At 60.7% G+C, this 26,263-nt stretch carries 24 protein-coding genes and 2 pseudogenes; 23 read left to right on the top strand and 3 right to left on the bottom strand.

Annotated features, from left to right (window positions below; all coding sequences use genetic code 11):
• The first annotated feature begins 46 nt into the window (after positions 1 to 46).
• From N2603_RS36725 to N2603_RS36685, 9 genes and pseudogenes are all read left to right on the top strand, one after another.
• Complete coding sequence (locus N2603_RS36725) at positions 47 to 733, top strand: VOC family protein (RefSeq protein ID WP_260385988.1); 687 nt, start codon at positions 47 to 49, stop codon at positions 731 to 733.
• Between the two features lie 34 nt (positions 734 to 767).
• On the top strand, positions 768 to 968 hold the full coding sequence (locus N2603_RS36720) for a hypothetical protein (protein ID WP_260385987.1): 201 nt from the start codon (positions 768 to 770) through the stop codon (positions 966 to 968).
• 170 nt (positions 969 to 1,138) lie between these two features.
• On the top strand, positions 1,139 to 2,452 hold the full coding sequence (locus tag N2603_RS36715) for an epoxide hydrolase family protein (RefSeq protein WP_260385986.1): 1,314 nt from the start codon (positions 1,139 to 1,141) through the stop codon (positions 2,450 to 2,452).
• A gap of 59 nt (positions 2,453 to 2,511) precedes the next feature.
• Positions 2,512 to 3,360 (top strand): enoyl-CoA hydratase/isomerase family protein, encoded by an 849-nt coding sequence (locus N2603_RS36710; RefSeq protein WP_260385985.1) that lies wholly within the window; start codon positions 2,512 to 2,514, stop codon positions 3,358 to 3,360.
• A 68-nt stretch (positions 3,361 to 3,428) separates the two neighbouring features.
• The gene (locus N2603_RS36705) at positions 3,429 to 3,899 is read left to right on the top strand and encodes a (2Fe-2S)-binding protein (protein WP_260424342.1); all 471 of its coding nucleotides are present in this window, start codon (positions 3,429 to 3,431) and stop codon (positions 3,897 to 3,899) included.
• Between the two features lies 1 nt (position 3,900).
• Positions 3,901 to 6,076, top strand: a pseudogene (locus N2603_RS36700) (xanthine dehydrogenase family protein molybdopterin-binding subunit).
• 69 nt (positions 6,077 to 6,145) lie between these two features.
• Complete coding sequence (locus N2603_RS36695) at positions 6,146 to 6,568, top strand: OsmC family protein (RefSeq protein WP_260385984.1); 423 nt, start codon at positions 6,146 to 6,148, stop codon at positions 6,566 to 6,568.
• Positions 6,569 to 6,594: 26 nt separating this feature from the next.
• Positions 6,595 to 7,038, top strand: a complete 444-nt coding sequence (locus N2603_RS36690; RefSeq protein ID WP_260385983.1) for a cupin domain-containing protein — start codon at positions 6,595 to 6,597, stop codon at positions 7,036 to 7,038.
• A 46-nt stretch (positions 7,039 to 7,084) separates the two neighbouring features.
• A complete protein-coding gene (locus N2603_RS36685; RefSeq protein WP_260385982.1) occupies positions 7,085 to 7,567 on the top strand; it encodes a YybH family protein in 483 nt (160 codons plus the stop codon).
• Positions 7,568 to 7,930: 363 nt separating this feature from the next.
• Here N2603_RS36685 and N2603_RS36680 read toward each other — a convergent pair whose 3' ends face one another.
• Positions 7,931 to 8,539 carry a MarR family winged helix-turn-helix transcriptional regulator gene (locus N2603_RS36680; protein ID WP_260385981.1) on the bottom strand — a complete coding sequence of 203 codons (609 nt, stop codon included), beginning with the start codon at positions 8,537 to 8,539 and terminating at the stop codon, positions 7,931 to 7,933.
• 142 nt (positions 8,540 to 8,681) lie between these two features.
• Between N2603_RS36680 and N2603_RS36675 the strand changes: the two genes are divergently transcribed.
• The 12 genes and pseudogenes from N2603_RS36675 to N2603_RS36620 all read left to right on the top strand — a co-directional run bounded on the left by N2603_RS36675 (position 8,682) and on the right by N2603_RS36620 (position 19,321).
• Positions 8,682 to 9,200 (top strand): flavin reductase family protein, encoded by a 519-nt coding sequence (locus tag N2603_RS36675; RefSeq protein WP_260385980.1) that lies wholly within the window; start codon positions 8,682 to 8,684, stop codon positions 9,198 to 9,200.
• 20 nt (positions 9,201 to 9,220) lie between these two features.
• Complete coding sequence (locus N2603_RS36670; protein ID WP_260385979.1) at positions 9,221 to 10,690, top strand: 4-hydroxyphenylacetate 3-hydroxylase family protein; 1,470 nt, start codon at positions 9,221 to 9,223, stop codon at positions 10,688 to 10,690.
• Positions 10,691 to 10,706: 16 nt separating this feature from the next.
• Positions 10,707 to 11,087 carry a cupin domain-containing protein gene (locus N2603_RS36665; RefSeq protein ID WP_260385978.1) on the top strand — a complete coding sequence of 127 codons (381 nt, stop codon included), beginning with the start codon at positions 10,707 to 10,709 and terminating at the stop codon, positions 11,085 to 11,087.
• Positions 10,996 to 12,534: an ABC transporter substrate-binding protein gene (locus N2603_RS36660; protein WP_260385977.1), complete on the top strand. Its 1,539-nt coding sequence runs from the start codon at positions 10,996 to 10,998 to the stop codon at positions 12,532 to 12,534. The genes N2603_RS36665 and N2603_RS36660 overlap by 92 nt, the downstream gene beginning before the upstream one ends.
• Positions 12,535 to 12,580: 46 nt before the next feature.
• A pseudogene (locus tag N2603_RS36655) lies at positions 12,581 to 13,480 on the top strand (branched-chain amino acid ABC transporter permease).
• Entirely contained in the window at positions 13,480 to 14,403 is a 924-nt protein-coding gene (locus N2603_RS36650; RefSeq protein ID WP_260385975.1) for a branched-chain amino acid ABC transporter permease, read from the top strand. Before N2603_RS36655 ends, N2603_RS36650 begins: the two are co-directional and overlap by 1 nt.
• Positions 14,400 to 15,146, top strand: coding sequence for an ABC transporter ATP-binding protein (locus N2603_RS36645; protein WP_260385973.1), 747 nt, complete (start codon positions 14,400 to 14,402; stop codon positions 15,144 to 15,146). The genes N2603_RS36650 and N2603_RS36645 overlap by 4 nt, the downstream gene beginning before the upstream one ends.
• Positions 15,146 to 15,838, top strand: coding sequence for an ABC transporter ATP-binding protein (locus N2603_RS36640; protein WP_260385971.1), 693 nt, complete (start codon positions 15,146 to 15,148; stop codon positions 15,836 to 15,838). Before N2603_RS36645 ends, N2603_RS36640 begins: the two co-directional genes overlap by 1 nt.
• Positions 15,822 to 16,505 carry a DUF2848 domain-containing protein gene (locus N2603_RS36635; RefSeq protein ID WP_260385970.1) on the top strand — a complete coding sequence of 228 codons (684 nt, stop codon included), beginning with the start codon at positions 15,822 to 15,824 and terminating at the stop codon, positions 16,503 to 16,505. Before N2603_RS36640 ends, N2603_RS36635 begins: the two co-directional genes overlap by 17 nt.
• Positions 16,506 to 16,527: 22 nt before the next feature.
• Positions 16,528 to 17,856: an amidase family protein gene (locus N2603_RS36630; protein WP_260385969.1), complete on the top strand. Its 1,329-nt coding sequence runs from the start codon at positions 16,528 to 16,530 to the stop codon at positions 17,854 to 17,856.
• 400 nt (positions 17,857 to 18,256) lie between these two features.
• Entirely contained in the window at positions 18,257 to 18,454 is a 198-nt protein-coding gene (locus N2603_RS36625; RefSeq protein ID WP_260385968.1) for a hypothetical protein, read from the top strand.
• A 63-nt stretch (positions 18,455 to 18,517) separates the two neighbouring features.
• On the top strand, positions 18,518 to 19,321 hold the full coding sequence (locus N2603_RS36620; protein WP_260385967.1) for a hypothetical protein: 804 nt from the start codon (positions 18,518 to 18,520) through the stop codon (positions 19,319 to 19,321).
• A 1,148-nt stretch (positions 19,322 to 20,469) separates the two neighbouring features.
• Here N2603_RS36620 and N2603_RS36615 read toward each other — a convergent pair.
• Positions 20,470 to 20,649: a hypothetical protein gene (locus N2603_RS36615; RefSeq protein ID WP_260385966.1), complete on the bottom strand. Its 180-nt coding sequence runs from the start codon at positions 20,647 to 20,649 to the stop codon at positions 20,470 to 20,472.
• A gap of 1,116 nt (positions 20,650 to 21,765) precedes the next feature.
• Positions 21,766 to 21,975 (bottom strand): hypothetical protein, encoded by a 210-nt coding sequence (locus tag N2603_RS36610; RefSeq protein WP_260385965.1) that lies wholly within the window; start codon positions 21,973 to 21,975, stop codon positions 21,766 to 21,768.
• 476 nt (positions 21,976 to 22,451) lie between these two features.
• Between N2603_RS36610 and N2603_RS36605 the strand changes: the two genes are divergently transcribed.
• Together N2603_RS36605 and N2603_RS36600 are read left to right on the top strand one after the other, a co-directional pair.
• Positions 22,452 to 22,637: a hypothetical protein gene (locus tag N2603_RS36605; protein WP_260385964.1), complete on the top strand. Its 186-nt coding sequence runs from the start codon at positions 22,452 to 22,454 to the stop codon at positions 22,635 to 22,637.
• 1,634 nt (positions 22,638 to 24,271) lie between these two features.
• On the top strand, positions 24,272 to 26,032 hold the full coding sequence (locus N2603_RS36600) for an adenylate/guanylate cyclase domain-containing protein (RefSeq protein ID WP_260385963.1): 1,761 nt from the start codon (positions 24,272 to 24,274) through the stop codon (positions 26,030 to 26,032).
• The last annotated feature ends 231 nt before the right edge of the window (positions 26,033 to 26,263 follow it).

Raw genomic sequence — 26,263 nt, 5'->3', positions numbered from 1 at the left:
CGGGTCTCAGGCCCGGTCGCCGCAACGCCAGCCGGAGGAGGTCGTCATGACCATGACGGAAGAGCGCCGCGAAGCCGCTGTTAAGGTTCCCGCGCTCGCGATCGACATGAAGCTCGAGATCGTCGTCATTCCGGTCTCGGACGTGGATCGCGCAAAGGCGTTCTATGCGGGCCTCGGATGGAGACTGGATGCCGACTTCGCCTCCGGCAACGGCTGGCGTGTCATCCAGTTCACACCGCCGGGATCGCCGGCCTCGGTGATCTTCGGCAAGAACGTCACCGCGGCGGCGCCGGGCTCCGCGCAAGGCCTTTACGTGATCGTTTCCGACATCGAGGCCGCGCCCTCCGACCTTGTTCGTCGCGGCGTCGAGGTCAGCAAGGTCTTTCACGGCGCTGGCCACGCGCATGTCGGCGCCGATGAGCCCTATCTGTTCGGACGGTTGCGATTCAGCGGCCCGGATCCCGAGCACGGCAGCTACCGATCCTTCGCGTCGTTCAGTGATCCGGACGGCAACGGCTGGCTGATGCAGGAGATCACGACGCGATTGCCCGGCCGCGTCGAAGGCGGCACCGCGTTCACTTCCGCGGCCGACCTCGCAAGCGCATTGCGGCGCGCGGCGGCCGCGCATGGCGAACATGAAAAACGTTCCGGCGGTCAGCACGATGAAAACTGGCCCGACTGGTACGCCGAATACATCGTTCGCGAGCAGGCCGGCAAGCCACCGCTTTCATAAAAGTTACCCATCCAGCTCTCGAGGGGAGGTCGACATGAAGAAAACTCTGCCGACGATTGTTCGAACCGCGATATCGGCGACGCTGGTCGTCGGAAGCGTGTGCGTTCAGCACGTCGCGCGCGAACAGCAGCCACAACACGGGTATGCCGGCCTGCAGCTCAGCGACAGCGTCGGCGACGAACTTGCAGATTACATCGTCGAACGCGGCAAGGCGTTCTTCACGTTGATGAGGTGATCGCGTCTGGCGCGTGTGGCACGAGACGTTGACACCAGGCATCACTCGCAACGGCTAACGCTCCTTAACAACCCATAACGAGCAATCTCGAAGACCTTGAGCAAGTATCAATCCGCAGCAAGTGCAAACCCGGTTCAGCCCGGACATTCATCGAAACAAGGAGATCCAACATGTCCACGAAGCCAGTATCCGAAGCCGTCCATCAGGATCGTCGTCAGCTCCTGAGCAATGCGGCGATGGGAATCGCAGCGGCTAGTGCCGCGAGCATCTTTCCTGCGTTCAAATCGAATGCAGCCACGAGCGCCGAGATTCGTCCGTTCCGCGTCCATTTTTCGGAAGAGGCGCTGCTCGATCTGCGCAAGCGGGTCAGCGCGACAAAGTGGCCCAGCCAGGAAATCGTCAGGGATGCAACGCAGGGCGTCCAATTGGCGACCATGCAGAAGCTCGCACACTACTGGTCGACCGATTACGACTGGCGCAAGATTGAGTCCAAATTGAATGCCCTGCCGCAGTTCGTCACCGAGATCGACGGCCTCGATATTCATTTCATTCACGTTCGCTCGAAGCACGAACACGCGTTGCCGATGATCGTGACGCATGGATGGCCCGGCTCGATCATTGAACAGCTGAAGATCGTCGATCCGCTTACTAACCCCACAGCACACGGCGCGAGCGCGTCGGACGCGTTCCACCTCGTGATTCCGTCGCTGCCCGGTTACGGCTTTTCCGGCAAGCCGACCACAACGGGTTGGGATCCCATTCGGATCGCCCGCACCTGGGCCGTGCTGATGCAGCGCCTCGGATACACGCGATATGTGGCGCAAGGCGGTGATTGGGGAAATGCGGTCACGGAGCAGTTGGCCCTGCAGCAGCCTGCGGGATTGGTCGCTATTCACACCAACATGCCTGCGACCGTACCAGCTGATATCGACAAGCTCGCCTTTGCCAACGCGCCAGCGCCGTCGGGCCTCTCAGTCGACGAGAAGCATGCGTATGACCAGCTCAGTCACTTCTACAAAACCGGCCTGGCCTATGCCCAGGAGATGGGGTCCCGGCCACAGACGCTGTATGGCATCGAGGATTCGCCGATTGGTCTCGCCGCATGGATGATCGACCACGACGAGCGTAGTTACGCGCTTATCGCGCGTGTGTTTGACGGCAAAGCCGAGGGCCTGACCCGCGAGGACATCGTCGACAATATCACGCTCTATTGGTTGACAAATACCGGCATCTCTTCGGCTCGCCTTTATTGGGAGAGCAAGCTTGCCTTTTTCGCACCGAAGGGCATCACGCTTCCGGTTGCCGTAAGCGCGTATCCGGACGAGCTGTATCAGGCGCCGCGGAGCTGGGCGGAGAAGGTATATCCGAAGCTCATTCACTACAACAGGCTCGACAAGGGCGGTCACTTCGCCGCCTGGGAGCAGCCGGCATCGTTCAGCGCCGAGATGCGTTCCGCGTTCAAGTCATTGCGGCAATCGAGCTGAAGCAAGCAGGACGCGCACCTGCTGCGCGTCCCATTCCCCACACATCAACGGAGTGCCCCATGAACCGCCCCGAGAAGACCTTTAGGGCTACGCAAATTCACCTCGAGCGGCGCCTGCCGTCGTACTGGCGCGTGACGTTCGATCATCCTCCGCTCAACATCTTCGGCCCCGAGACGATTCCGCAGCTGGACGAAATCATCACGGCGCTGGAGACAGATCCGCAGGTGAAGGTCGTCGTGTTCGACAGCGCGGTGAATGGCTTCTTCCTGACGCATTACGACTTCTTTGCGCCGCTGAAGGAATCTACGCGCATCCCGCCCGGTGCGACTGGCCTACAGGCGCTCCCCGATATGCTGGCCCGTCTCAGCCGCGCGCCGGTCGCATCGATCGCCTCGATCCGAGGCCGCGCCACCGGGGTTGGAAGTGAACTGGCGCTGGCGAGCGATATGCGGTTCGCAAGCCGCGAGAAGGCGATCCTGTCGCAATGGGAGGTCGGCGCCGGCCTGGTGCCGGGCGGCGGCCCGATGGCTCGGCTGCCGCGCCTGATCGGCCGCGGCCGCGCATTGGAGGTGCTGCTCAGCGCCGACGACATCAACGGCGAACTCGCCGAGCGCTACGGATACGTCAATCGCAGCCTGCCGGATTCCGAACTCGACGGCTTTGTCGATGCGCTGGCGATGCGGATCGCCTCGTTCGACAAGCAGGCGATCACCGAGACCAAACGTCTCGTCAACACGGCGAGCTTGCCATCGGATGCGGAAATCGCCCCGGAGTGGGATGCGTTCCTCGCCTCCGTGCAACGGCCTGCCAGCCAGACCCGGATCAAGAAACTGCTGGAACGCGGCTTCCATCGCGCCGGCGACGTCGAAAACCGGCTCGGCTTCCACGTCGGCCAATTGGGCAGTTGAGCTTGTTTGACAGCATCACCGCCTGCGGCGTCGTGCAGGCGGTGATGTCCAAGGGAAGGAGAAACATCATGGCATTCACGATCAGCATTAATGGAATCTGGCACAGCGTCGATGTCGATGCCGATACGCCGTTGCTCTGGGTATTGCGCGACGTGCTCGGCATGACCGGCACGAAGTTCGGTTGCGGCGCGGCCCTATGCGGCGCCTGCACCGTTCATATCGATGGCGTCGCAACGAGGTCATGCGTCACGCCGATCGACAGCATCGGAAAGTCGGCAGTTACGACGATCGAAGCGATTGGAGCCACAGCGGCCGGCGCAAGGATTCAAAAGGCCTGGCTCGGCCATGAGGTCGTCCAGTGCGGCTACTGTCAGTCCGGGCAGGTCATGTCCGCCTCGGCGTTGCTGGCGAGCAATCCGCACCCGACGGACGCCGATATCGATGAGGCCATGAGTGGCAACATCTGCCGCTGTGGAACTTATGTGCGCATCCGCGAGGCGATCAAGCTTGCCGCGCAGTCGACCGGAAAGGGAGGCTGACATGGGTTTCGATCGCGTGACTTCACGTCTCGACGACACCAACCTGTCACGGCGTGGTTTTCTTGCCGGCACCGCGGCGGTTGGTGGCGGCCTGTTATTGAGCCTGGCGCTGCCCCTCGGCCAAAGCAACGCGGCCTCAACTAACTTTGCACCAAACGCCTTCATCCGCATTGGCGACGACGGCGAGGTTGTCCTGACCATGCCCTATGTCGAAATGGGGGCAAGGTACCTATACCTCGATCCCGATGCTGATCGCCGAAGAGCTCGAGGTGAACCTGAGTCAGGTGCGCCTGGAACACGCGCCGCCAAACGAAAAGCTTTACGCCAATCCGATGCTTGGCGTACAGGCGACGGGAAACTCGAATGCTATGCGCGGTGCGTGGAAGCCGCTGCGCGAGGCCGGGGCGACGGCGCGGATGATGCTGATCGCAGCGGCTGCCAAGCGATGGAACGTAGACCCGGCGACCTGCCGCGCAAGGGACGGCGAAGTGATCCATGATGCGAAGGGGCGACGCCTGAAATACGGGGAACTGGTCGCAGATGCGGCACGGGTCGCAGTGCCGAACAAAGTGACACTGAAGGGGCCCGATGATTTCAAGCTGATTGGCACGCCCGCCAAGCGGCTTGACGCGCCGGGAAAGGTCAACGGCACGGCCCGTTATGGCATAGATGCGCGCCCACCGGGTGTGAAGATTGCGACACTGGCACAATCGCCGGTGTTCGGTGGTCGCCTGAAGAGTCTGGACGATACGGAAGCAAAGGCCGTCAAGGGCGTGCGCCAAATTGTTCGGCTCGATGATGCTGTTGCTGTCGTTGCTGATCACATGGGAGCGGCCAAGAAGGGGCTGGAAGCCCTCAAGATCGAGTGGGAGGACGGCCCGCACGCGGCGCTGTCGACAGCGCAAATCGCGGGTCAGCTCGAACAGGCGACGCTCGGCTCGGGCACGGTGGCGCAGAACAACGGCGATGCGGACAAGGCGTTGGCGGCTGCAGTCATCAAAGTAGAGGCGACGTATCAACTTCCATTCCTGGCCCACGCCACGATGGAGCCCATGAACTGCACCGTGCATGTCCGCAAAGACGAATGCGAGATATGGATCGGCAGCCAGGCTGTGGCTCGCGTGCAGACGATGGCTGCCAAGGCAGCGGGCCTGCCGCCGGAGAAAATCATCGTCCACAATCATCTCATTGGCGGCAGCTTTGGCCGGCGGCTGGAGGCCGACGTCGCGGTCCGGGCCGTCGAGATCGCCAAACAGGTCGATGGCCCTGTCAAGGTGGTTTGGACTCGGGAGGAAGACATTCAGCACGGAATGTATCGGCCGTACTGGTTTGACCGACTTGCTGCGGGGCTCGATGCGCAGGGAAAGCCCGTGGCCTGGAAGAACCGCTTCGCCGGGCCGTCAGTTATTGCGCGATGGCTGCCGCCGGCCTTCAAGGATGGTCTCGATCCCGATTCGACCGAAGGTGCGATCGATCTCGTGTACGACCTGCCGAATTTCCACGTGGAGTTTGTCCGCGTGGAGCCTCCGGGTATTCCGACGGCGTTCTGGCGCAGCGTCGGGCCGTCGCACAATGTCTTCGTGACCGAAAGCTTTGTCGACGAACTGGCCTCTGAAGCGAAACAGGATGCCGTCGCCTATCGCCGGATGCTGCTGGACGGCAACCCGCGCGCCAGGGCGGTGCTCGATCTTGCCGCGGAAAAATCCGGCTGGGGACAGGCCTTGCCCAAGGGCAGCGGGCGCGGCGTTGCGCTGCAATTCGTTTTCGGCAGTTATCTGGCGCAGGTGGCCGAGGTCGAAGTGTCGAAGGATGGCAACGTCCGGGTTCGCTGGGTGGTCTGTGCGATGGATTGCGGCACGGTCGTCAACCCCGACACGGTGCAGGCGCAGCTCCAGAGCGGCGTCATCTTCGGCGCAACAGCCGCGCTCTACGGCGAGATCACGCTGAAGAACGGGTGCGTCGAGCAGACCAATTTTGACACCTACCAGATGCTCCGTATGAACGAGGCGCCGGTGATCGATGTGCACATCGTGAAGAGTGCGGAGCCGCCCGGTGGAATGGGCGAGACCGGAACGTCACTGATCGTGCCGGCGATCGCGAACGCGATCTTCGCGGCGACTGGCAAACGCCTGCGAAAGATGCCGGTCGATAGCAGCGTTCTGAAGCTGCCGGCGTAACCGGCGCGATGGGGTAGTCCCGCACACTTCCGTGCGGGGCTGTGTGCAGAACTAACAGGGAGAAGAGCAATGATCCGTAAGGCAAAGGCAGTGTGGCATGGCACGGGGCGTGCAGGGAGCGGCCAGCTGACCAGCGATTCAGGTGTCCTGGATGCGACCCCGTATTCCTTCAAGACCCGCTTCGAGAACGAGAAGGGCACAAATCCCGAGGAACTGATCGCGGCCGCTCATGCCGGTTGTTTCACGATGGCCCTGGCATTCGGCCTGCAGACGGCGGGATTCAATCCAACCGAGCTCTCCACGGAGGCCGCGGTAACGCTGGATCCGGACGGCCAGGGATTCAAGATCAGCAAGTCTGCTCTCACCTTGCGGGCCAAGGTACCCAACCTCGACGACGCCGGCTTTGCCCGTATCGCGGGAGAAGCCGAGAAGAACTGCCCGGTATCGAATGTGCTCAACGCCACGATCACGCTGGACGCGAAGCTCGACTAGTCAGCCGTCAGGAAGGAGGCAGCGTCATGGGCCGCAATCATCAACCCGATCAATCGACGTTCAGGGCAGTGTTCCCTGAGGATATCGAGTGGAAGCCGTTCCCCGCGTTTCCGTCAGGTGCGCGGCTCGCCGTGATGGTGGGCCATCCATCCGAGGCGGGACCTTATGTCGTCCGCGTCAAGGTGCCTGGCGGCACCAGGCTGATGCCGCACAAGCATCCGGAAGACCGTATCTACACGGTCATGTCGGGCGTCTTCTACATCGGGCTCGGGGAAACATTCGATGGCGACAAGGTGACGGCCTATCCGCCCGGCAGCGTCATCGTGCTGCCCGGCGAGACCTGGCATTTCCACTGGGCGAAGTCCGGAGAATACGTCACGCAAGTCTCCGCGATTGGTCCGCTCGGCCTCGAATATCACGATGCGCACGATGACCCACGTGTGCAAGCCGCGGAAGCGCGGCGAGCGTGATTGAAGCGCGGGTCTTTTGAGGACACACACAACACGGAGAAACATCATGACGATAAGATTGACCGAGATTACCGGACACGAAGTGCAAAGCGGTCGCGGCGACCCACTTGACGCATTGATCGCGTTTTACAAAGCCTTCAACGCGCGGGACCTTGAGGGGCTGGCGGCCAACTGGGAACAGGGGGATGCGCTCAGCATGGACAACCCGATGGGCGGCATCCGGCGAGGTTGGCGGTCGATCAGTGAAGGCTATTTGAAATTGTTCGGTGGTCCGGCGATTGTCCAGGTGACCTTCCACGATTTCACGAGCCAGGGCGGCGACGATTGGCACCTGTTCGTCGGCCGCGAAGTCGGCACCTGCATGACTACCGACCTGAAGATGGACGTTCGATTTCGTACCACGCGCTGGTTCACGCGACGGGGCGGTGCGTGGCGCCAGCTGCATCACCACGGATCGATCGAGGAGCCCGGAATGCTGGCGGCATACCAAACGACAATTCTCGGAACGGTGTTGGGCGAGGCGGCGTGAGTGGCTGTTACAAGATTGGCGGATACTGCGTCCGCGTGTGGCTTGCCGAGCCGTAGCGCGCCGCAACAGCCCGTCTTCGCCCAATTGGGGCTTCTGCGCGGCAGCCTTCACTCGTTACGTGCGCGAAGATTGGTGGGCCCGGCAGGACTCGAACCTGCAACCAGACGTTATGAGCGGGAGAATATTGACCAGATTTGTTGATTTTGCTGGGTTTTCGTTTGATTTCGTCCGCGTTCGGTGCGTTTCGATCAGGTTGTTTCTGGTGCGAAACTGGTGCGGCTAGTCTGAGCTTTCCGCCTCTGTTTATCTTCCGCCTTCGAACTGAGCCGTGGAACGAGGCAAGACGGCAGCCTCCGACTGGCGTTATCGACCGGTGCGCCGCGTTGCGCGCCGCTTCTTGCGAGAATCCGGCGGATTCGCTGCGGAGTCCCGATCCTCCTGCAACTTGAGCGTAGCCTGCGCATGTACGGCCAGCTTCAACGCGTTTTCGGCGTTTGATGCAAGCCGGGACAACAGCTGAGCCAGCATTTTGAACTCCTCGCGCGTCAGCATTCCAAACAGCGCGTCGTTGACCGGTCGCTGCAAGGCGGCAAGGCGGATCAACAGGCTCATTCCGTGCTGGGTGAGGGCAAGCTGCACCCGTCGTCCGTCCTCGGGATGGGGGGTTTTCTCGAGGAAGCCGTCGGACACCAGTTTGTTGATCTCGTTGGTGACGAAGGCGCCGCTCAGGTATAGCCGTTCGGCGACCTGATTCACGCCCATCGGTTCTTCCGCGGTCGAGTTCTTGATCGCGATCAAGATCAGATATTGGGTCGGCGACAGGTCTACGAAGCCTGCGAATATTTCCCGGCAGGCTTCTAGACCGCGTCCAAATGCGAAATAGTCGTAGAGGAGGCCGCGAAGCGTGCGATCTCCTTCCTTGTCGAGCAACTCGGGCTTCGAGGCCGTCAGCAGCGCATCGGACACGGGCATTCTCTCCGCAAAATCATAGCGTTGGACGCTGCCTAAAGAGCACGCATGCGCTCGGTCAGCAAGGGTATTGACATTTCAAAGTAGCTTGGTCAGAAAGCTATCTGAGAACTATAAATCAGGACCGGGCGACGAGGCGGTGTCCATGGAGGATCGTGCATTCAGGCGTGCCCTGGGCGAATTCGCCACCGGCGTTGCGGTGGTGACCGCGCGCGGCAAGGGCGAGGAGCTCATCGGGATGACCATGAGCTCGTTCAACTCCGTTTCGCTCGATCCGCCGCTCGTTCTCTTCAGTGTCGACCGCAAGGCGCGCAGCCTGCCAGCGATGCTCGAAGCCAAGGGTTTTGCCGTCAACATCCTCGCGCGCGAACAGGAGCAGATCTCCAATCAGTTCGCGCGCGCTCTTTCCGACAAATGGGATCAGGTGAAGACGTCGGTTGGCCATGCCGAGGCGCCTCTGATCTCGGGCGCGATGGCACATTTCGAATGCGCACCGTATGCGATCTACGAAGGCGGCGACCACATCATCTTCGTGGTCCGTGTCATCAGGCATGCGAGTCGCGCCGAGGCCGCTGCTCCCCTGATCTTCTTCCGCGGCCGCTACCGCGATCTCGTCGATGAAACCGAGCGCGAGCCGACCTGGCCGCTTTCCATCCACTACTAGCTTTGAACCGGAGACCTGCGATGCGCAGCGCAAAGGAATACCTGTCAGGCCTGAAGGACGGCCGGACCATCTACATCAACGGCGCCTCGGTCGGCGATGTCACGACACACCATGCCTTCCGCAACCTCGCCACCTCCATGGCGGGCCTGTTCGACTTCGCGAGCGCGCCGGCGAACGCGGATCTGATGACGTTTGACGCGGGTGCAGGTCGCGCCAACCGCATCTGGCAGCTTCCGTCCTCCTATGCCGAGCTCGTGACACGGCGAAAGGCGCTGGAGGCGTGGGCCTCGCTGCATGCCGGCTTCATGGGCCGCGCCCCCGACCACGTGGCGTCCTGCATTTCCGGGCTCTACATGGGGCTCGACGTCTTCAAGGCGCATGATCCCGCCCGCGCCGGCGCGCTCGAGAGCTACTACCGTTACGCCCGCGACAAGGACCTTTATCTCACCTACGTCATCATCAATCCGCAGGCCGATCGTTCGAAGGGTGCAGCCGAACAGGCCGATCCATTCCTCACCGCCGGTGTGGTCGATCGCGACGCAGAGGGGATCACGATCCGCGGCGCCAAGATGCTCGCCACCGGCGGCGTGGTTGCCGACGAGGTCTTCGTCACGACCATCCAGCCGATGCGTCCAGGTGAAGAGCGTTATGCGATGTCCTTCGCGATACCCATGAACACGAAGGGCCTGAAGATGCTGTCGCGGAAATCCTATGAGGATGCCGCCGGTGCAGTGTTCGACCATCCCCTGTCGAGCCGTTTCGACGAGAACGACTCGGTTCTCTATTTCGACGACGTGAAGGTGCCGTGGGACCGCGTCTTCATCGAAGGCAATGTCGAAATGTGCCAGAAGCAGTTTCACGGCACGCCGTGCCATGTCTATCAGAACTACCAGGCGATGGTCCGTCTCAGCGTCAAGCTCAAATTCCTGACCGGCCTTGCGCATCGGACCGCCGAAATGAACGGCGTTACCCAGTTCCCGCAGGTGCGCGAAATGCTCGGTCAGCTCGCGGCCGAGACCGGTATGGTCGATGCGCTGGTGGCCGCTATGGAGGCCAAGGGCGCGCAGGTCGGCCCCTATTTCATCCCGGACCGGCACACGCTCTATTCCGCGCAGGTGCTGACGCAGCAGCTCTATGCCCACGTCATCAACACGCTCCGCGAGCTCGCCGGCGGCGGCATGATCATGCTGCCTTCGTCGGTTGCGGACTTCGACAATCCCGAGATCGCAGCCCTGATCGGCAAGACCCAACAGTCGCCGAAGGCCAATTCACATGACCGCGTGAAGTTCTACAAGCTCGCCTGGGATGCCGTGGGCTCCGAGTTCGGCTCGCGCCACCAGCAATACGAGATGTTCTACGCCGGTGCGACCTTCGTCACCAAAGGCCATTCCTATCGCACCTACGACTGGGCCGGCGCCGACCGGTTGGTGCAGACCATGCTCGATTCCTACGACCTCAACGGCGTCTCGACCGCCAGCAAAGCCGCCTGATCCAGGGAGACAATCCATGCCCGTCAATAAGAAGCATGACGAATTCCATACGCTCGACATGACGACCGGTTGGGAAGTGCCGGCAGGCTATCCGGCCGGCATCCAGCAGAAGATCATCTCTGGCGGACTGGACGAGGAGAACTGGCGCGGGACGCGGACCCGGCTGCTGCGCTTCGCGCCCGGCGTCTACACCACCGCGCCGTTCTCGCACGAGTACTGGGAAGAAGTGTATCTCGTATCGGGCGATCTGATTGTCGGAAATGACGCGAAGGGCGAGGGCGGCGAGAGCTTCCCACCGAACACGTATGCCTGCCGGCCGCCGCACGCGCCGCACGGTCCGTTCAAGTCCGTCAACGGCTGTCTGCTCCTGGAGATGCATTACTTCGATCCGGTCTGACACCCGGTTCGCTATCGCCACCAACATCATCGATAGACTGGCCAAGGGGAAGAGGAATATGGCGTTCAAAGGTATGTCCACCGTAGTTGCGCGTTGCCTATCGTCGCTCGGTCTGCTCTTCAGGCTCGAGCGCGGGTTACCGCAGTCCAATCTTCGGTTGGTTGTCGATGGTCTTGCGGGAGCTCTCGCGGTCGGCGTAGTGGCAACAACTCCGGTCGCTGCGCAGGAAAAGCCGAGTTCGCTGGGGCTGGGTATCTTTACGTTCACGTCGGGTCCCGCCGCAGCCTACGGGATGCCGGGCAAGAACGCCGCCGACCTCATGATCGACGAGATCAATGCAAAGGGCGGGATCGCAGGCGTTCCGGTCAGCGCGACCTATGTCGATGAGGCGCAGGGCGCGCAAGGTGTGATCGCGGAATACCGCCGGCTCGCTGGGGATGCGAAGAACCTGGTTATGATCGCGGCCTTGTCGAGCGCGAATTGCCTGGCGCTGGCGCCGCTCGCCGAGCAGCTCGAGGTTCCCACCGTGGGCTGGAACTGCGACACCCACCAGCTGCTGATGGACGGCAAGAGCAAATATGTGTTCCGCCCCAACGGCAATACCGTGCCTGAATTCATCGCCTACGCGATCTACCTGCTGGATCGCAAACCCGATGTGAAAACGGTGGCGATCATCAACCCGGACTATGCGTTCGGCCATGACGCGGCGAAGATCTTCACCGCGGCGTTGAAGGCCCTGAAGCCCGACGTCGAGATCGTCGCAGAACTCTATCCGAAGCTTGGCTCGCCGAACTACCAGACCGAAATCTCGCGCCTCACCACGGCACGCCCGGATGTGGTCTTCTCAAATCTTTGGGGAGCCGATCTCGAGAACTTCGTTCGCCAGGCCGCACCGCGTGGGATCTTCACCTCCAGTCAGGTCATTCTGGCACTCGGCGAGACAATGTTGCAACGCGTGCCGTTGCCTGACGGCGTGATCGTCGGGGTTCTCGGCGATGGCTGGTGGATGTCGCCGGATGCCAGGGCGAAGCCAGAGACGGTGAAGTTTGCTGATGCCTACAAGGCGCGCTTTGGTGAGTATCCGGTGTTTCCCTCGATCAAGATGGCCAACGCACTGATCTACGTGAAAGCCGCCTACGAGGCTGCGATCCAGAAGAACGGCGGCAAATGGCCGACGCGTGCCGAACTCGCCGCCGCCATGAAGGGCAGCAAGGTCGAGACCCTGACCGGCACGGCGCAGACGCGCGCCGACAATGACGGCCTCGTCGACCAGATCGTCGGCGTCACCGTGAAGACACCGGCGCAGCAGTTTCCCGTGATCGGCGACATGGTCCGCTACAAGGGCGACGGCTTGATGCCGCAGACCGGCCAAGGTCCGCTTGCCTGGATTTCGACGCTCAAGCCCGAGTTTGTCAGAAGCCTACCGAAGCCGGGTAGCTACAAATAGAGCGGAATGACGTGCACCTGATTCCAATCACGGAAGGCGTGAGCCGATGTTGAATGCAATCATTCCCTTGCTGCTGGACAGCCTGGCGAGCGCCGCGTTGATCTTCTTCGCGGCGGTCGGCCTGACGCTGGTCTTCAGCGTGCTGCGCGTCCTCAACGTCGCCCATGGCAGCCTCTATTCGATTGGCGGGTATGCCGCGGCCTCCATCTGCCTGTTCGTCGCAAGCCGCCAGCTCAACCCGTATTTGTCGTTCCTGGCGCTCCTGTTCAGCGCCGTGTTCGTAGCGGCGACATTCGGTCCGCTGATCGAGCGCGGCCTGGTCCGCTGGACCTATGGAAAGTCCGAAGCGGTGCAGATCCTTATCACGTTCGGGCTGTTCCTCATCCTGGAGGATCTGCAGCGCGTGATCTTCGGCGTCCAGTCCTTCTACTAAGACGCGCCGATGCGATTGCTCGGCACCACCTCAATCGGTGGCGTCGTCTATCTCAACTACCAGATCGTGCTGATCGGGATGGCGCTCATCGTGGTCGGCGGCCTGCGGCTCCTGATCAACCACACCCGGCTTGGGCGCCTGATCACGGCCGTCGTCACCGACCGCGAGATGGCGCAGTCGATCGGCATCGATACCAACCGGATCTTCATCCTCGCCTTCTCACTGGGCGTGTTCCTTGCGGCATGGGGTGGTGCGCTGGCCACGCCAACCTCAGGCATCGCGCCGGGGCTCGGGGCCGATACCATGGTGCTCGCCTTCGCCGTGGCGGCGATCGGAGGCCTCGGACAGATCGAGGGGGCGGCCGTCGCCTCGCTGATCGTGGGACTGGCACGCGTGCTGGCGATCTATATGGCGCCGTCCCTGGATGCGGTTACTCCCTATGCAGCGATGCTTGTCGTTCTCCTGATCCGTCCCTACGGGCTGTTCGGATCGGTGACGGCGCGGAGGATATGATGCGAACGATCTTTGCAACTGCTGCGGTTCTCATCCTGGCGTTGTTGCCCATCGCCGCGCCCTGGCTGCAATTCGTGTTGACGCTTGCCATCGCCAAGGGGTTTGCAGCACTCGGCGTCGCGGTGCTGCTCCGCGCCGGACTGATCTCCATCGGGCATGCGATGTTCTTTGCCGCGAGCGCCTATGGGGGCGCGTTCCTGGCGCGCACCGGCGTCAACGATCTTGGGCTGCTGCTGATCCTGTCGGTGCTGGGCGGGGCGTTCGTGGGTGCCGTCGCCGGATCGTTTCTCGTCCGCTATCGCGCGATCTTCTTCGCGATGTTGAATCTTGCTGTCTCCATGGTGTTTTACGCGCTGTGCGCAAAACTGTACGGCGTCACCGGCGGAACCGACGGCATGCCGGTGCCAGTCCCGGCGGTGTTCGGCCTCGTGCTCGGCGAACCGGCGTTCAAGAGCGTGCTGTTCTATCTCAGCCTGGGACTGATGGTGCTCGTCGGTCTTGCCGTGCAGCGTTACCTGAACAGCCCGCTCGGCCATGCGCTTTCGGCCGTCCACACCAACGAGATCCGGCTCGAATATCTGGGCATTCCGGTCTGGGCAGTCCTGCTGATTGCCTATGTCGTCTCGGCCGCGCTCGCCGGCCTCGGCGGCGCGATCGCCGGTTTTGCAATCGGCCGCGTGGTCCCGGAGTTTGCGTTCTGGACCGCATCGGGTCACCTCGTGCTGATCGCCGTGCTTGGCGGCATTGGTGGCGTACCGGGCGCGTTCATCGGTGCCTTGTTTCTGGAATTGCTGCATAGCGCAGCGGTGACTGTCACCGATTCCTGGAATTTGATCGTGGGCATGACACTGATCATCGTGATCATGTTCATGCCGCAAGGGATCTATGGGTTGTTCGCGCGCAAGGAGGCGACGAGCCTATGACGCGTCCGATCCTGGAAGCCAAGCGCCTCCACGTCGCATTCAACGGCGTCAAGGCCGCCGACGACGTCAGCATCGTGGTCCATGAGGGCGAGTTCCTCGCGATAATCGGGCCGAACGGGGCCGGCAAGACCACGCTGCTGAACATCTGCACGGGCTATATTCGTCCGAGATCGGGCAGCGTGCTGCTCGATGGCCACGACATCACCCGCCTGTCGCCACGTGCCATCGCGCGCCGCGGCGTCGCCCGCGCATTCCAGATCCCGCAGCTCTTCTCCGCACAGCGCGTGATCGACAACATGATGCTGGCGCTGGCGGCAACCGATGGTCTGTGGAGCGTAGTCCACCCGCTCGAAACTGCGACGCGACGCGACGAGGCAATAGCGTTGCTTGACCTCGTCGGGCTCGCCAAGGATGCCGACCGGATCGGCAGCACGCTTCCCGAAGGACATCGCAAACTGCTCGACATTGCAGTCGCATTGGCGCTGAAGCCGCGGCTGCTGCTGCTCGACGAGCCGACCAGTGGTGTGAGCGCCCTCGAACGCTTTCCGCTGATGGAGGCACTGATGGCGGCGCTGCGCCAGCGCCGCATCACGGCGCTGTTCGTCGAGCACGACATGGACGTGGTCGCGCGTTACGCGAGCCGCGTCCTAGTGTGGAACGCCGGCAACATCATGGCCGAGGGGCGGCCCGACGAGGTGTTCGGCAATGCGCAAGTCCGCCAACGTGTCGTAGGGGTGGCCTGATGCTCACGCTCGACAAGGTCAGCGTCTCGATCGAGGGCGTTCGCGTGCTGCGCGCCGTCAGTTGCGAGATCATCGCGCGCAAGACGACGGTGTTGATCGGGCGCAACGGCGCCGGCAAGACTACGACGCTTCGTGCAATCATGGGCCTCATCGCGCTTGACGACGGCTCGGTCCGCCTCGATGCCGACGATCTCGGCAGCAGGCCTGCTCATACCCGCGCCCGGGCCGGTATTGGCTATGCGCCGGAGGACCGGCGCCTGATTTCGGAGCTGAGCGTGGAGGAGAACATCCGCCTCCCGGCGCTGGCGCTGAAGCTCGAACGTGCCGAGATCGCACGCAGGCTCGACGAGATCTACCACTTATTGCCCGAATTGCACGTGATGCGCTCCAGGCCCGCTGGCGGCGTTTCCGGGGGACAGGGAAAGATGGTCGCACTGGGCCGCGCGCTGACGGTGGCGCGCAAAGTCCTGCTGCTCGACGAGCCCTTCCAGGGCCTTGCACCGGCCCTCGCGCTCGATTACGCGCGAACCCTCGGCGAGCTACGCAAGCACCGGCCCGAGCTTGCCATGCTGATCACCGAATCTTCGCCCGCGCTGCTCGACCGGATCGCCGACAGGACGCTGCAGATCGAGCGCGGCGAAGTCCTGGCCACGCCGACCAAAGAGAAGGAATTCCATGTTGCTACAATTTGAACGCCTCGCAAGTGGCCGGACCGATCGTGTTGCCGTCGAGATCGGGTCCCTTGTCATCGCTGGCTGGGCAGGCAGGGATGCCGCGGCGATCGAGCACCACATCGCGGAACTCGCAGCGCTCGGCATTCCGCGCCCCTCGACGACACCGCTCTATTATCGCGTCGCGGCGCAAACATTGACCCAGGAAAGCCGGCTGACCGTCCTTGGCGCGGACAGTTCCGGCGAGGTCGAGCCGGTGATTGTCGCCATGGCGGACGGACTCTGGGTCGGCATCGGATCCGATCATACCGACCGCAAGGCGGAAGCTTCGGGCATCGCCCTTTCGAAACAGTTGTGCGGCAAGCCGGTCGGCCCACAGCTCTGGTCATATGCTGATGTTGAGGGGCATTGGGATGAGCTGGTCCTTCGATCGTGGGCGACGATCGACGGCGAGCGGGTCCTCTACCAGGATAGTCTGGTCTCCTCGCTGAGGACGCCGCGCGATCTCATTCGTCGCTACACCGGAACGGACATGCTGTCGGCGGGCACACTGATGTTCTGCGGAACGCCTGGCGCGATCGGAGGCATTCGGCCGGGGACGCGTTTTGAGATGGAGCTGAAGGATCCGGTGCTTAACCGGTCCCTGACCCATAGCTACGACGTCGACGTCCTGCCGGTCGTCTCCTGATCGTTCTCCCCAAGCGGGCCTCATGATAGCAACAAAGGATCGATCGCACCTTTCTGCCGTTGCCCGGCTGGAGGTGGCACTTGCGCGGATCCATTCGCCGCAAGCAAAGAACGTCTTTACGGCTGTGTTCGCGGATAGCGCCCGCTGGGAGGCTGAGGCCGCGGACCGGCGCGCCGCTACAGGTAGCTCTCGCGGTCCGCTCGATGGCCGCATCGTTTCGGTGAAAGCGTTGTTCGACGTCGCCGGAACGGTCACGAGCTCTGGATCTGCTGTGCTGCGCCGTCTGCCGCCCGCAGTTGAGGACGCTGAAGTCGTCAAGCGGCTGCGAGCTGCAGGTGCAATAGTCATCGGCAAGACCCAGATGACCGAGTTTGCCTTCTCCGCGCTGGGTACAAACTCGCATGACGGGATGCCGGGCAATCCTCGAGACCGCGCCCGCGTCCCCGGAGGGTCGTCATCGGGCGCTGTGGTGTCGGTGATTGACGGCATGGCGGAGCTTGCCATCGGCAGCGATACCGGCGGTTCGATCCGAATCCCGGCCGCGCTGTCGGGCGCGGTCGGCTTCAAGCCCACCAGCGGCTTTGTGCCGACCGCCGGCGCGTTCTCATTGTCATCGAGTCTAGATACGATCGGTCCCATCGCGTCGAACGTCGCGGACTGCTTCGTGGCCGATCAGGTGCTTTCCGGGGAAGGCGCGCCGCCGCGGCTAAGGGCAGCCCCTCCAGGCACTTTCCGTCTCATCGTGGCCCGCGGACGCCTGTTTGATCGCTGTGAGCACGAGGTGCTCAACGCGTTCGAGAATGCCATAGATCGGCTGCGATCAGGGGGCTTGCAGATCAAGGATGGATCCATCGAGGCTGCTCTCGATGATGTCGCACGAATCGACAGGATCGGCACGTTCCCATCGATCGAGGTCGGCGCAACCTTGCGCAGTTTGGGGCTCTCGGATCTAGACGGTGTCGATCCTCGGACGCGCGCTCGCATCGAAGCCGGCGCCGGCGTCCTCGGCACCGAGTATGTCCACATGGTGCGGCTCCGGCAGGCTGCGATCCGGTCGTTTGAACAGTCTTTCGGCAACAATGAGGTTTTCGTCCTGCCGACAGTGCCAATCCGTGCGCCGCTTCTCTCCTCTATTGCGGACGACACCGCATTCCATCAGCTCAATGGGCTCGTGCTGCGCAATCCGCGCGTCGCCAACATGCTCGACTGCCCGTCGATTTCGCTGCCACTGCCCGCGGGCGGTCTTCTCACTGGACTGATGCTGATCGGTCGCAGGAACGCCGATCGCCATTTGCTGGAGATCGCATCCACCGTCGACACGATGCTGCGAAGCTATTCGCATCCTGTTTAGCCTTTTCGCGCGAAAGAGCCGCCGAATCTACGGTTGAGTGGAGACGTTATGGCAGGAGCGCGTGCGAAGCTGTAGCTTACCGATTGTTGATATATCGCGATGCCACCGAAGCGAGGCGTTTCTGGTGCGGCAAGCCACCGCCGGCGAAATGAAACCTGTGACCCACTGATTCAATTGGTGGGCCCGGCAGGACTACACCAGATCAACGAAATCAAGCTCTTAGAAAATCGTGAGACACTTAGATTCGTCGATATCTATCGATGCTTGTCTCACGCCTTTGTCTCTCACATTGTGATTCAGCGTGACGATGGCCGTTGGTCGATCGGCTGGCACGACGATGCACCGGGACCGTTCGAGAGCCGCAACTTCGCCGAGGCTGTAGCGCGCAAGGAGGTGCTTGATGTTGGCGCCGCCTGGAACGCGAAGCCGGCGCGAGGGCGGCAACCCTTGCACCGGCGAATATCGCAACCTGGAAGTTCAGCAACCAGAAACCGCCATATCCAGCCGCCGGGCGCAACGTCTCCAGCGCATGTTCGGCCTTAGTCTGTCAATGGCGGCGGCCATTGCGGAACTCGCATTTGCGGGGCTGCCGCGATGACGGTTGATCGTGAGGCGGCAAAGTTCGAGTTCGCTCGGTACATCCTAAGGGAGGCGGCGCGCGATGGCCGCTAAGCACCGAGTCGATTTCTTCATCAAGAAGCTGAAGTGGCTGGATGAGATTGGCGTTGCTCTCGGCAAGGACCATCTAGCGGCGCATGTCGCGATGGTCATTGCCAAGCACATGAGCAGCGATACCGGAGACACGTTCGTCGGTCGCAATACGATTGCGGATCTGATCGCCGCAAACGTCCGGACTGTCGAGATTGCAATCCAGAAGATCGAGACGCTCGGCTTCCTCAAGGTCCAGCGTGCGCGTGGTCGCGGGCACTGCAACACCTATACGCTGGCATTTCCGGAAAAGGCGGTCTCCGCGCCGCCTTTTGAAGAAGAAAAGGCGGTCCATGCACCGCCTTTTGAGGCCGAAGAAAAGGCGGTCGACGGAGAGCTAAAAGGCGGTGAAGAGCCGCCTAAAAGGCGGTCTCCAGACCGCCCTAACCTTAAAGATTCTAACCTTGAAGAAATAACCTTTGGGAAATTTGGGGAAAGGGATGGTGCTGCGGCGGCACCACCGTTCCGACTACGGTCACCGCAAGCGGTAGGACGTCCGACCTTCAAACCGATACCAAATTCGCGCCCCCGAGCGTTCCAAGATCGAGGCGAATTCGAGCAGCGGCTTGCTGAGCTGATTAGCGAAGCAGGCCGTGACGGGTGGAACGTTCTGATGGACCTCGACGAGGTCCGCGTTGCGGCCTTGTGCCGTCGGCTGCGAAACGGCGTTCTGACGCAAATCGAGATTAGCGAACTTTGCGGGCCTCGCCGCAAGGCCGGAGCCCATATGCATAATCCAGCTGGAGGTGCATCGTGAAATCGCGTCGTCATCAGCCGCAACAGCTCGGCGGCGTCGTCAGCCTAACGCGAGTTCGCGACCGAATGGGAGAGGAGGACGGGGACAGATTCTGTGTGTCGTGGCATTCGACAGGAGGCGACTTGCCGTTCCTATCCGGATTTGCCGTTCCTATCCGGAAGAGTACCGGCATTGTGTTGAAACGAACAGAACGGCGCTTCGAGCTGCAGTAAGTAGTAGTTGCTTGAACTTCCCCAAGGTCCGAGCACCCAACGGCCCCGGCCGCCCACCCCTAGAAGCCCACGGCCGGGGCCGTCTTTTGCTCGCTACCGATATTCGGTGCGGTCCTAATTAGGACACCCTCGATTTGAAATTAGGACAGGAACGTTTGCGCCCTTTGCCAAGTTTTCCCGTCACCCTTCAACGAGGGTGACGCCAAAGTCGGCCCCAGTTCCACCGCCCCGACGCGAGCTGGGCCATTTCTCGCGAAGCCCCAGCCACTAGACCCCCAAACTCGGCTGGGGCCTTTTTGCGCGTCCGGCTGCGACTTGCGCGTCCCGACGAAGATGCCGCCAACTGAGGCGGCCTTACTTTGCATCGATCCTATAAACGTCGCCCGGACCGAGGTTTAGTTCCTCGAATATCCTTTGCTGCTTATCCGTAAGGATCGCTGGGACAACTTCCGCCGTCCAACCCTCTGGAACAGCGGCGAGGACCAGAGTTAGCGCCTGGCTAGGCTTGGCTAAGGCTAGCCACATCTGCCTCCTTGGCGGCGCGTCGTCTGAGGCCACCTCAACGATAGTGAAAGAACTGCCGAACGACTCCGCCATCGCTGGCTAATGCAACAGCGCGTCGCTAGTTGCTGTCTGGGGGTAGCCGAACGGGACCAGCTATCAACCGATAGGTGGGCACCCAAGCGGTGTTCCACGATTCCAGCGGAGCGCCGCAAACCGAGCAGTCGAAGCTGGCTATTTCCCGCGAAGGGGCCATCGCCTCAGTGCGGCTGTAAACAGCGCCGCACTGACAGGACCGATGATGAGATTCTGGCATGCACCTTTATGCGCCTGAAAAACAAAACCGGCCACCTATCAATTCAAACTAGACCACTGAGGCCGGAAACAGGCCGGCGCCCGTAGCAACGCCGCGATTTTGGAAATTCCAATGCGGCCTTACTCTTTCGGCGGCTCTGGATGCCAGACGACGGGCATTGAAACCCGCAGCAATTCCTCAGATCGCGCCAGCGCCTCACGCGATCTGGCAATCATCCGCTGCGTCATCTCGTGTGCAGCATCCGAGCGCTCGCGGCGCGCCCGAAGATAGCAGTCCAGTGCGGCCTTGTCGTAAGGCACGAGGGCGTCCTCCGCTGCCTGCCAGACTTTAACTTAAGTTAAATTAGGGCACTCCGCGATTCAACTCAGGACTCACGGAGGGTCAAATACGGACAGTACCCAGCTTCGCGACATAAGTTGCTGTGGGTTGGGCTCAGCGCGTTACCTACGCTTGTGCTTGCTTGCTGATGCTACCTGTGTATAATCTTGCGGCGTGCCGTTCTTGAGGAACCTGATATTTGAGATTTGGCACCCTGTGTGGTCGCTGTGGTTCAGTCAATTTTGAGAACTCATTTTTACAGTCGCGTTTTGGAATGCCCATGTCCTGTAAAGCAATCGTCTCAGCTTATGTGAGCTTGAGGAACCAGCGGGCCCTCGAGGATATGAGAGATCTTCGGCGCGAATTGCTCGAATCCATGTCCGCCTCCGCGACGAACTATCTTCACGATGATCTCCGATTAATCGAAGACGGGTTGGAACAGCTCCGCCGAACTTGGGAAGCGCACAGTACCGGAACCCGTCGTTTGCACCGCACTGACAGCTGGCATCGCACATCTGAGGTACGCCGGTTGCTCAAGAGCTAGTTGCCCGGTAGCAACCACCCCGCCTTCAATCGAGGTTAAGATCGGGCATGAGCAGAGAACTACTAGTGCGTGTAGTTGTCATTGGCGCTGGTGCTTTCACCGTGGCTGCCGCAGCGGCGCTACTCTTTGGCCTTTGATCTATCTCAATTAGCGCACGCGAGCCGCCCGCATCCTCCCATATGGGAGGAGGCGGCGACAATGACAATTCGGCCTTGGACGTTGCATGTGCTGGCGTGGGGTGCGGCCGCTGTGGGCTTGGCAGCCATTATTTCCATGAGCCTGTAGGGGCCGAGTTTCTGCTTCCTCAGCTCGCCGGCGTGCGCCAGCAGATCCTCGCCGGCCTTCTTCAGCCGCACATAGGTGCCGCTCTCATGCAGCTCGAGCCAGCCCTGCTCGATCGCGAACCTGATGCCAGCACCGAACTCGGGGTCGGTCGCCTTGCAGCCGTGTTGGCTATTGGGCTTTTGGGGCTTCGCAATATGCGAGGCGCGCTATGATTCCTGTACCACCGAGCGAAGCAATTCTCACTGTCGGCATTATGAGCCTCACTGTCCTAATCGAGGTTGCGCTTTTCGCCTCGATCGGAATGTTCTGATAGACGCGTGCGGCGGTTTAGCCGGGAGGACGCCTCAATCCCGGCCAAAATTTTTTCAATCCCGGCCAAAATTTTTGCATCGTTCGCAACCACGGACCTGCCCGCAACGGAACCAATTTTCAGCGAACACAATTGTCTTGTCGTCAGCGATGGGAGGATCATCGCCATGAGGATCAAATATCTCTCCGCGATTGTAATAGCTGTTCTTGCCGCTGGTACCGGGCTGGCCGTCAATTCTCTCGGCTCGCTGCCTACCGAAAAGCAGTCCACGCCGAATATGCAAGTGGCAGACCGACTAGCTGCCTCGGTTGATCCATTCTTGCTTCGGTACGGTGGCTAACAGGCGGTGTTGTAGTCAACGGTGCTTGCATCCTGTGGTAACTCATTTCGCGCTGTGGTTGGATTTTTATTCGCGCAGCAGCGATCTTGAGTTGTTTGACGAAGTTTTGCTGAAACAAAAGGCTGCTATACTAAATTTTAGATAATTAGCCCTGTTCCGTTTTTGCACCGACAAGCAGGTTAGCTGATCATTCTTTGAAGATTGGCGCATCCTGTGGATGGACTCACATCGGACAGCCATCGCTGGGGCTTAGATTATCCGAAAATCGGAATATCTCATAGCGATACTCAACGATGGGGGCCCCATGCCCGCCATAATCGACCTGCTCTATCGCGAATACTGCCGCGCCCGCCTCGCTGAAATGCGGAAACAGCTTCTGATTGCGGGACAAAATCCTGAAAGCCTGGCAGCCGATTATGATCGTGCTGATCAGGGCAGTCTTGGCAGGACAGACACGCAGCACGAAATCAGTTACGGCGCGCCGAATTGAAGTGGCCGCGAGACATGGGCTCTCCTCGAGGCCGCAAACGAACAAGCGGCGATGGCTCGCGATACCCATTTGTGTACGAACTAAGATTGTAACTGCGCAGTACTTCATCTCGGTTGTGAGGGCTCAACTCATGACGAAACACTTTTCGAAGCGCATTGTGATCGATGTGCTTGTAGTCGCCATATCTTTGATGACAATCACGATTGCAGCGGCATCGTTGGGCGAGCCCATTGTTGCAGGGATTGCTGCTTCTGTTCCGGGCCCATTCCATCTTGCGACGGAAAGGACACTTGCAGGTGCCGGGCCGAGCAAACCGCCGCTCGCCCGCGCGCCAACGGGTTGTCGGCTTCGATCTGCTCCTCTGCAATGGAAGGTGGACTGGCTTTTCGGGCCGCCTGCGGCTCCCTTATGATGAATCTCCGCCCACGGCTGCCGACCGCTGCCCTTGAGGCTTAACGGAAAGGGCGATCCGACGATTTGCTCGCGTTCGCCGCGCCGTGATCGCCCTCGGCTATGTCGAAGATTTTGACTGCCTGTGAAGTAGCTTGCATCGCTTCGCTCGTGGCGCGCGCAAATGTGAGGAAAGGTTCTTACCTTGACGGAGGCCTCCAATGCTCGCAGCAATCAAATGGAACTCCCGACATAGTGCTCGCGAATGGGTAATGATGGCTGTGGCGCTTGTCGTCCGCATACAGGCAAACCGGCAGAACGGCGAAAGGAAACAAAAGCAGCCACTCTGGAAGCATTTCGACGACACCCATCATTGGGACTCAACCGCGGAGGAATGGGTCCCCAACCCAGACCGAGCGACTTCCTAAATACCTGCGAACGACGGGGGTGTTGGGCAGGGCGATGGAATTTCTGTCAGCAAGACTTGCGGGATATCCAATCGGCGAGTCCAACGATCGGGGACCGACTGCTTGCCAGTCTGATCGGACGAGTTGCCTACCCCATCCACGCGTGCATCGCATTGTCGGTCCCGACGAATCCTTTGGCTTGGCCTCCCAGCAAATTGCTTTGAGCCTGGCTGCAGTTCCGTCGCGTTCTGCAGTGGCTTTACCCTGTCTAGCCAACATGATCCACGAACGGTTGATGTCGGATAATGGCCCCGCAGCCGCTCAATCAGACGCCGCGATGTCTGCCTCAGGGAGATGAACCGACCGTCTCCGGTAAGCTCCCGAGGGCGGCCTTTAACCCCTGGCTGTGTAAAAAAGCCAAAGGATCGAAACACAACTAGAATTACATTCTTCAGTTCGTCGTCAAAGTTGAAGGCGCTTGCGAGCTTGAGCCCCAGAACGATCTTGGACGAATAACTTCTTCTATCGCGCTCAAGCGTCTTGGCGTTTTCACACAGCCAAGACCCAAAGCAAACATTCTCTCTCTACAGTGATGAAGCCTCATCGATATGTCAAAATATAACTATGAGTGTGGGTGATTTCACACACATAGGGTGATTTACCGACTAATTTTTCGAAACTCAGCTTGAGTGGTTTGCCCAGGGAGCAAGCCATGAACTCATCAACTTCAGAGCGCGGCAATCGCGCTGCCGCGACCGCGCTACGGACCGGATGACCCATTGGCACCTCTTCGGGTAGACTGGTTTCCTGAGCCCCCGAACGGGAACGGGTATGCGCATGGCCCGGAAGCTCGCCGCCATCATCGCCGCCGACGTTGTCAGCTATAGCCGGCTGATGGGTGTCGACGAGGCAGAAACCTTGGCGGCGCTCAAGACGCATCGACGAGATTTGATCGACCCGAACATTGCCGAGCACCAGGGCCGCATCGTCAAGACAACCGGCGATGGCCTTCTGATCGAATTCCCGAGCGTGATCGAAGCCGTCCAATGTGCGGTCGAGGTCCAGCGCGCGATGCAGGAGCGTAACTCGGACGTACCGATGGACCATCGCATCGAGTTCCGCGTCGGCATCAACCTCGGTGACATCATCATTGACGGCGACGATATTTATGGCGATGGCGTTAACGTTGCAGCACGGCTCGAAGGCCTCGCCGAAGCCAATGGGATCTGCGTAAGCAGAGTCGTACACGATCAGGTGCGCGACAAGCTGGGTCTTGGCTTCGAGGATCTGGGTGAGCGGCAGCTCAAAAACATCGCCCGCCCGGTCCGCGTCTTCCGGATTGCAGCACCGGATATCGGACTGCGGACACAATCGGCAAATCCCACACTCGCGATACCGGACAAACCGTCGATTGCCGTATTGCCTTTCACCAACATTAGCGGGGATCCAGAACAGGACTACTTTGCCGATGGAATGGTCGAGGACATCATCACAGCGCTATCTCATTTCAAGGCGCTGTTTGTCATCGCCCGCAACTCCAGCTTCACATACAAGGGGCGCGCCGTCGACGTGAAGCTGGTCGGGCGTGAGCTTGGAGTGCGCTATGTGTTGGAAGGAAGCGTTCGCAAGGCCGCAAACCGAGTGCGCATCACGGGTCAGCTTGTCGATACCGCTACTGGCGTGCATCTTTGGGCGAACCGGTTTGATGGTGGGCTCGGCGACATTTTCGATCTGCAGGACCAGGTGACGGAGAGCATTGTCGGAGCGATCGCGCCGGCGGTTGAAAAAGCCGAGATCGAGCGCGCCAGATGCAAGCCGACCGAGCGTCTCGACGCCTATGATCACTACTTGCGCGGTTTAGCTAAGTCTTATCAAGATGCTAGTCAGCAAGCGTGCAACGAGGCACTGCAACTATTCAACAGCGCGATCAAGCTCGACCCAGACTTTGCGACAGCCTACGCTCGTGCCGCCTTTTGCTATGCCAATGCCAAGGCCTTTGGCTGGATTTCGCTCACACCGGCAAAGGTTGCCGAGGTATCGAGGCTCGCTCAGCGAGCGGTTGAACTAGGTAGGGATGATTCGATCGCGCTCGCTGATAGTGGATGGGCATTGGCATATGTTGTTCGCGATCTCGATCGAGGCGCCGCTTTAATCGATCGCGCGCTTGCGCTCAATTCCAATGTGGCCGAGGCGTGGGATTGCGGTGGCTGGGTAAAGAATTGGCTCGGCGAGTACGAGCTAGCGATCGAGCGCTTCACGCGTGCCATACGCCTGAGCCCGCTTGATCCGTGGATCGCACCGATGCGAGCTGGGACTGCGCATGCAAATTTCTTCCTGAATCGCTACGACGAAGCGGCATCGTGGGCGGCAATGGCGTTGCAGGACAATCCAAACTCTCAACCTCTACTTCGTATTGGCGCTGCGAGCAATGCGATGGCGGGACGGTTGGATCTAGCGCAGAAGGCGGTCGTGCGCCTGCGCAAACTCAATCCTACACTGCGGGTTTCCAACCTCAAAAACGTGCTGGGACCTTATCGGCGTGCCGAAGACATCTCGCGATACGAAGAAGGATTGCGGCGTGCCGGGCTCCCCAAATGATATGGAGGAAGGAAGCGTTACCTTGGCCGATTCTTTCGAGACCTCGGTTATTCGGGAGGTCGCGACGAGATTTCTGCGCATCTACGCCACACCGGACCGAGAATCTCATTTCGGATGATGTCCATATCAAAGCCTACTGCGCTTACTCTCGGGGCTCAAAAGCGTCTGGATCTGACAGACTTTTGAACCCGTACAAGATGCGCATTACGGGCTCGATCCAAACATATCCTT

It is taken from the genome of Bradyrhizobium huanghuaihaiense (assembly GCF_025200885.1).
Classification (GTDB): Bacteria; Pseudomonadota; Alphaproteobacteria; order Rhizobiales; family Xanthobacteraceae; genus Bradyrhizobium; species Bradyrhizobium huanghuaihaiense.
Note: the sequence above shows the minus strand (reverse complement) of the source record. Positions and strands in the feature narration are given on the sequence as shown.

Excerpts from the sequence above, each read along its gene's own strand:
- N2603_RS36690 (WP_260385983.1), top strand. The coding sequence starts at position 6,595 with ATGGGCCGCAATCATCAACCCGATCAATCGACGTTCAGGGCAGTGTTC.
- N2603_RS36605 (WP_260385964.1), top strand. The coding sequence starts at position 22,452 with ATGCCCGCCATAATCGACCTGCTCTATCGCGAATACTGCCGCGCCCGC.
- N2603_RS36720 (WP_260385987.1), top strand. The coding sequence starts at position 768 with ATGAAGAAAACTCTGCCGACGATTGTTCGAACCGCGATATCGGCGACG.
- N2603_RS36610 (WP_260385965.1), bottom strand. The coding sequence starts at position 21,975 with ATGGCGATGATCCTCCCATCGCTGACGACAAGACAATTGTGTTCGCTG.
- N2603_RS36665 (WP_260385978.1), top strand. The coding sequence starts at position 10,707 with ATGCCCGTCAATAAGAAGCATGACGAATTCCATACGCTCGACATGACG.
- N2603_RS36710 (WP_260385985.1), top strand. The coding sequence starts at position 2,512 with ATGAACCGCCCCGAGAAGACCTTTAGGGCTACGCAAATTCACCTCGAG.
- N2603_RS36625 (WP_260385968.1), top strand. The coding sequence starts at position 18,257 with ATGTTGGCGCCGCCTGGAACGCGAAGCCGGCGCGAGGGCGGCAACCCT.
- N2603_RS36685 (WP_260385982.1), top strand. The coding sequence starts at position 7,085 with ATGACGATAAGATTGACCGAGATTACCGGACACGAAGTGCAAAGCGGT.
- N2603_RS36675 (WP_260385980.1), top strand. The coding sequence starts at position 8,682 with ATGGAGGATCGTGCATTCAGGCGTGCCCTGGGCGAATTCGCCACCGGC.
- N2603_RS36630 (WP_260385969.1), top strand. The coding sequence starts at position 16,528 with ATGATAGCAACAAAGGATCGATCGCACCTTTCTGCCGTTGCCCGGCTG.
- N2603_RS36660 (WP_260385977.1), top strand. The coding sequence starts at position 10,996 with ATGCCTGCCGGCCGCCGCACGCGCCGCACGGTCCGTTCAAGTCCGTCA.
- N2603_RS36695 (WP_260385984.1), top strand. The coding sequence starts at position 6,146 with ATGATCCGTAAGGCAAAGGCAGTGTGGCATGGCACGGGGCGTGCAGGG.
- N2603_RS36715 (WP_260385986.1), top strand. The coding sequence starts at position 1,139 with ATGTCCACGAAGCCAGTATCCGAAGCCGTCCATCAGGATCGTCGTCAG.
- N2603_RS36680 (WP_260385981.1), bottom strand. The coding sequence starts at position 8,539 with ATGCCCGTGTCCGATGCGCTGCTGACGGCCTCGAAGCCCGAGTTGCTC.
- N2603_RS36645 (WP_260385973.1), top strand. The coding sequence starts at position 14,400 with ATGACGCGTCCGATCCTGGAAGCCAAGCGCCTCCACGTCGCATTCAAC.
- N2603_RS36620 (WP_260385967.1), top strand. The coding sequence starts at position 18,518 with ATGGCCGCTAAGCACCGAGTCGATTTCTTCATCAAGAAGCTGAAGTGG.
- N2603_RS36600 (WP_260385963.1), top strand. The coding sequence starts at position 24,272 with ATGGCCCGGAAGCTCGCCGCCATCATCGCCGCCGACGTTGTCAGCTAT.
- N2603_RS36650 (WP_260385975.1), top strand. The coding sequence starts at position 13,480 with ATGCGAACGATCTTTGCAACTGCTGCGGTTCTCATCCTGGCGTTGTTG.
- N2603_RS36640 (WP_260385971.1), top strand. The coding sequence starts at position 15,146 with ATGCTCACGCTCGACAAGGTCAGCGTCTCGATCGAGGGCGTTCGCGTG.
- N2603_RS36635 (WP_260385970.1), top strand. The coding sequence starts at position 15,822 with ATGTTGCTACAATTTGAACGCCTCGCAAGTGGCCGGACCGATCGTGTT.
- N2603_RS36705 (WP_260424342.1), top strand. The coding sequence starts at position 3,429 with ATGGCATTCACGATCAGCATTAATGGAATCTGGCACAGCGTCGATGTC.
- N2603_RS36725 (WP_260385988.1), top strand. The coding sequence starts at position 47 with ATGACCATGACGGAAGAGCGCCGCGAAGCCGCTGTTAAGGTTCCCGCG.
- N2603_RS36670 (WP_260385979.1), top strand. The coding sequence starts at position 9,221 with ATGCGCAGCGCAAAGGAATACCTGTCAGGCCTGAAGGACGGCCGGACC.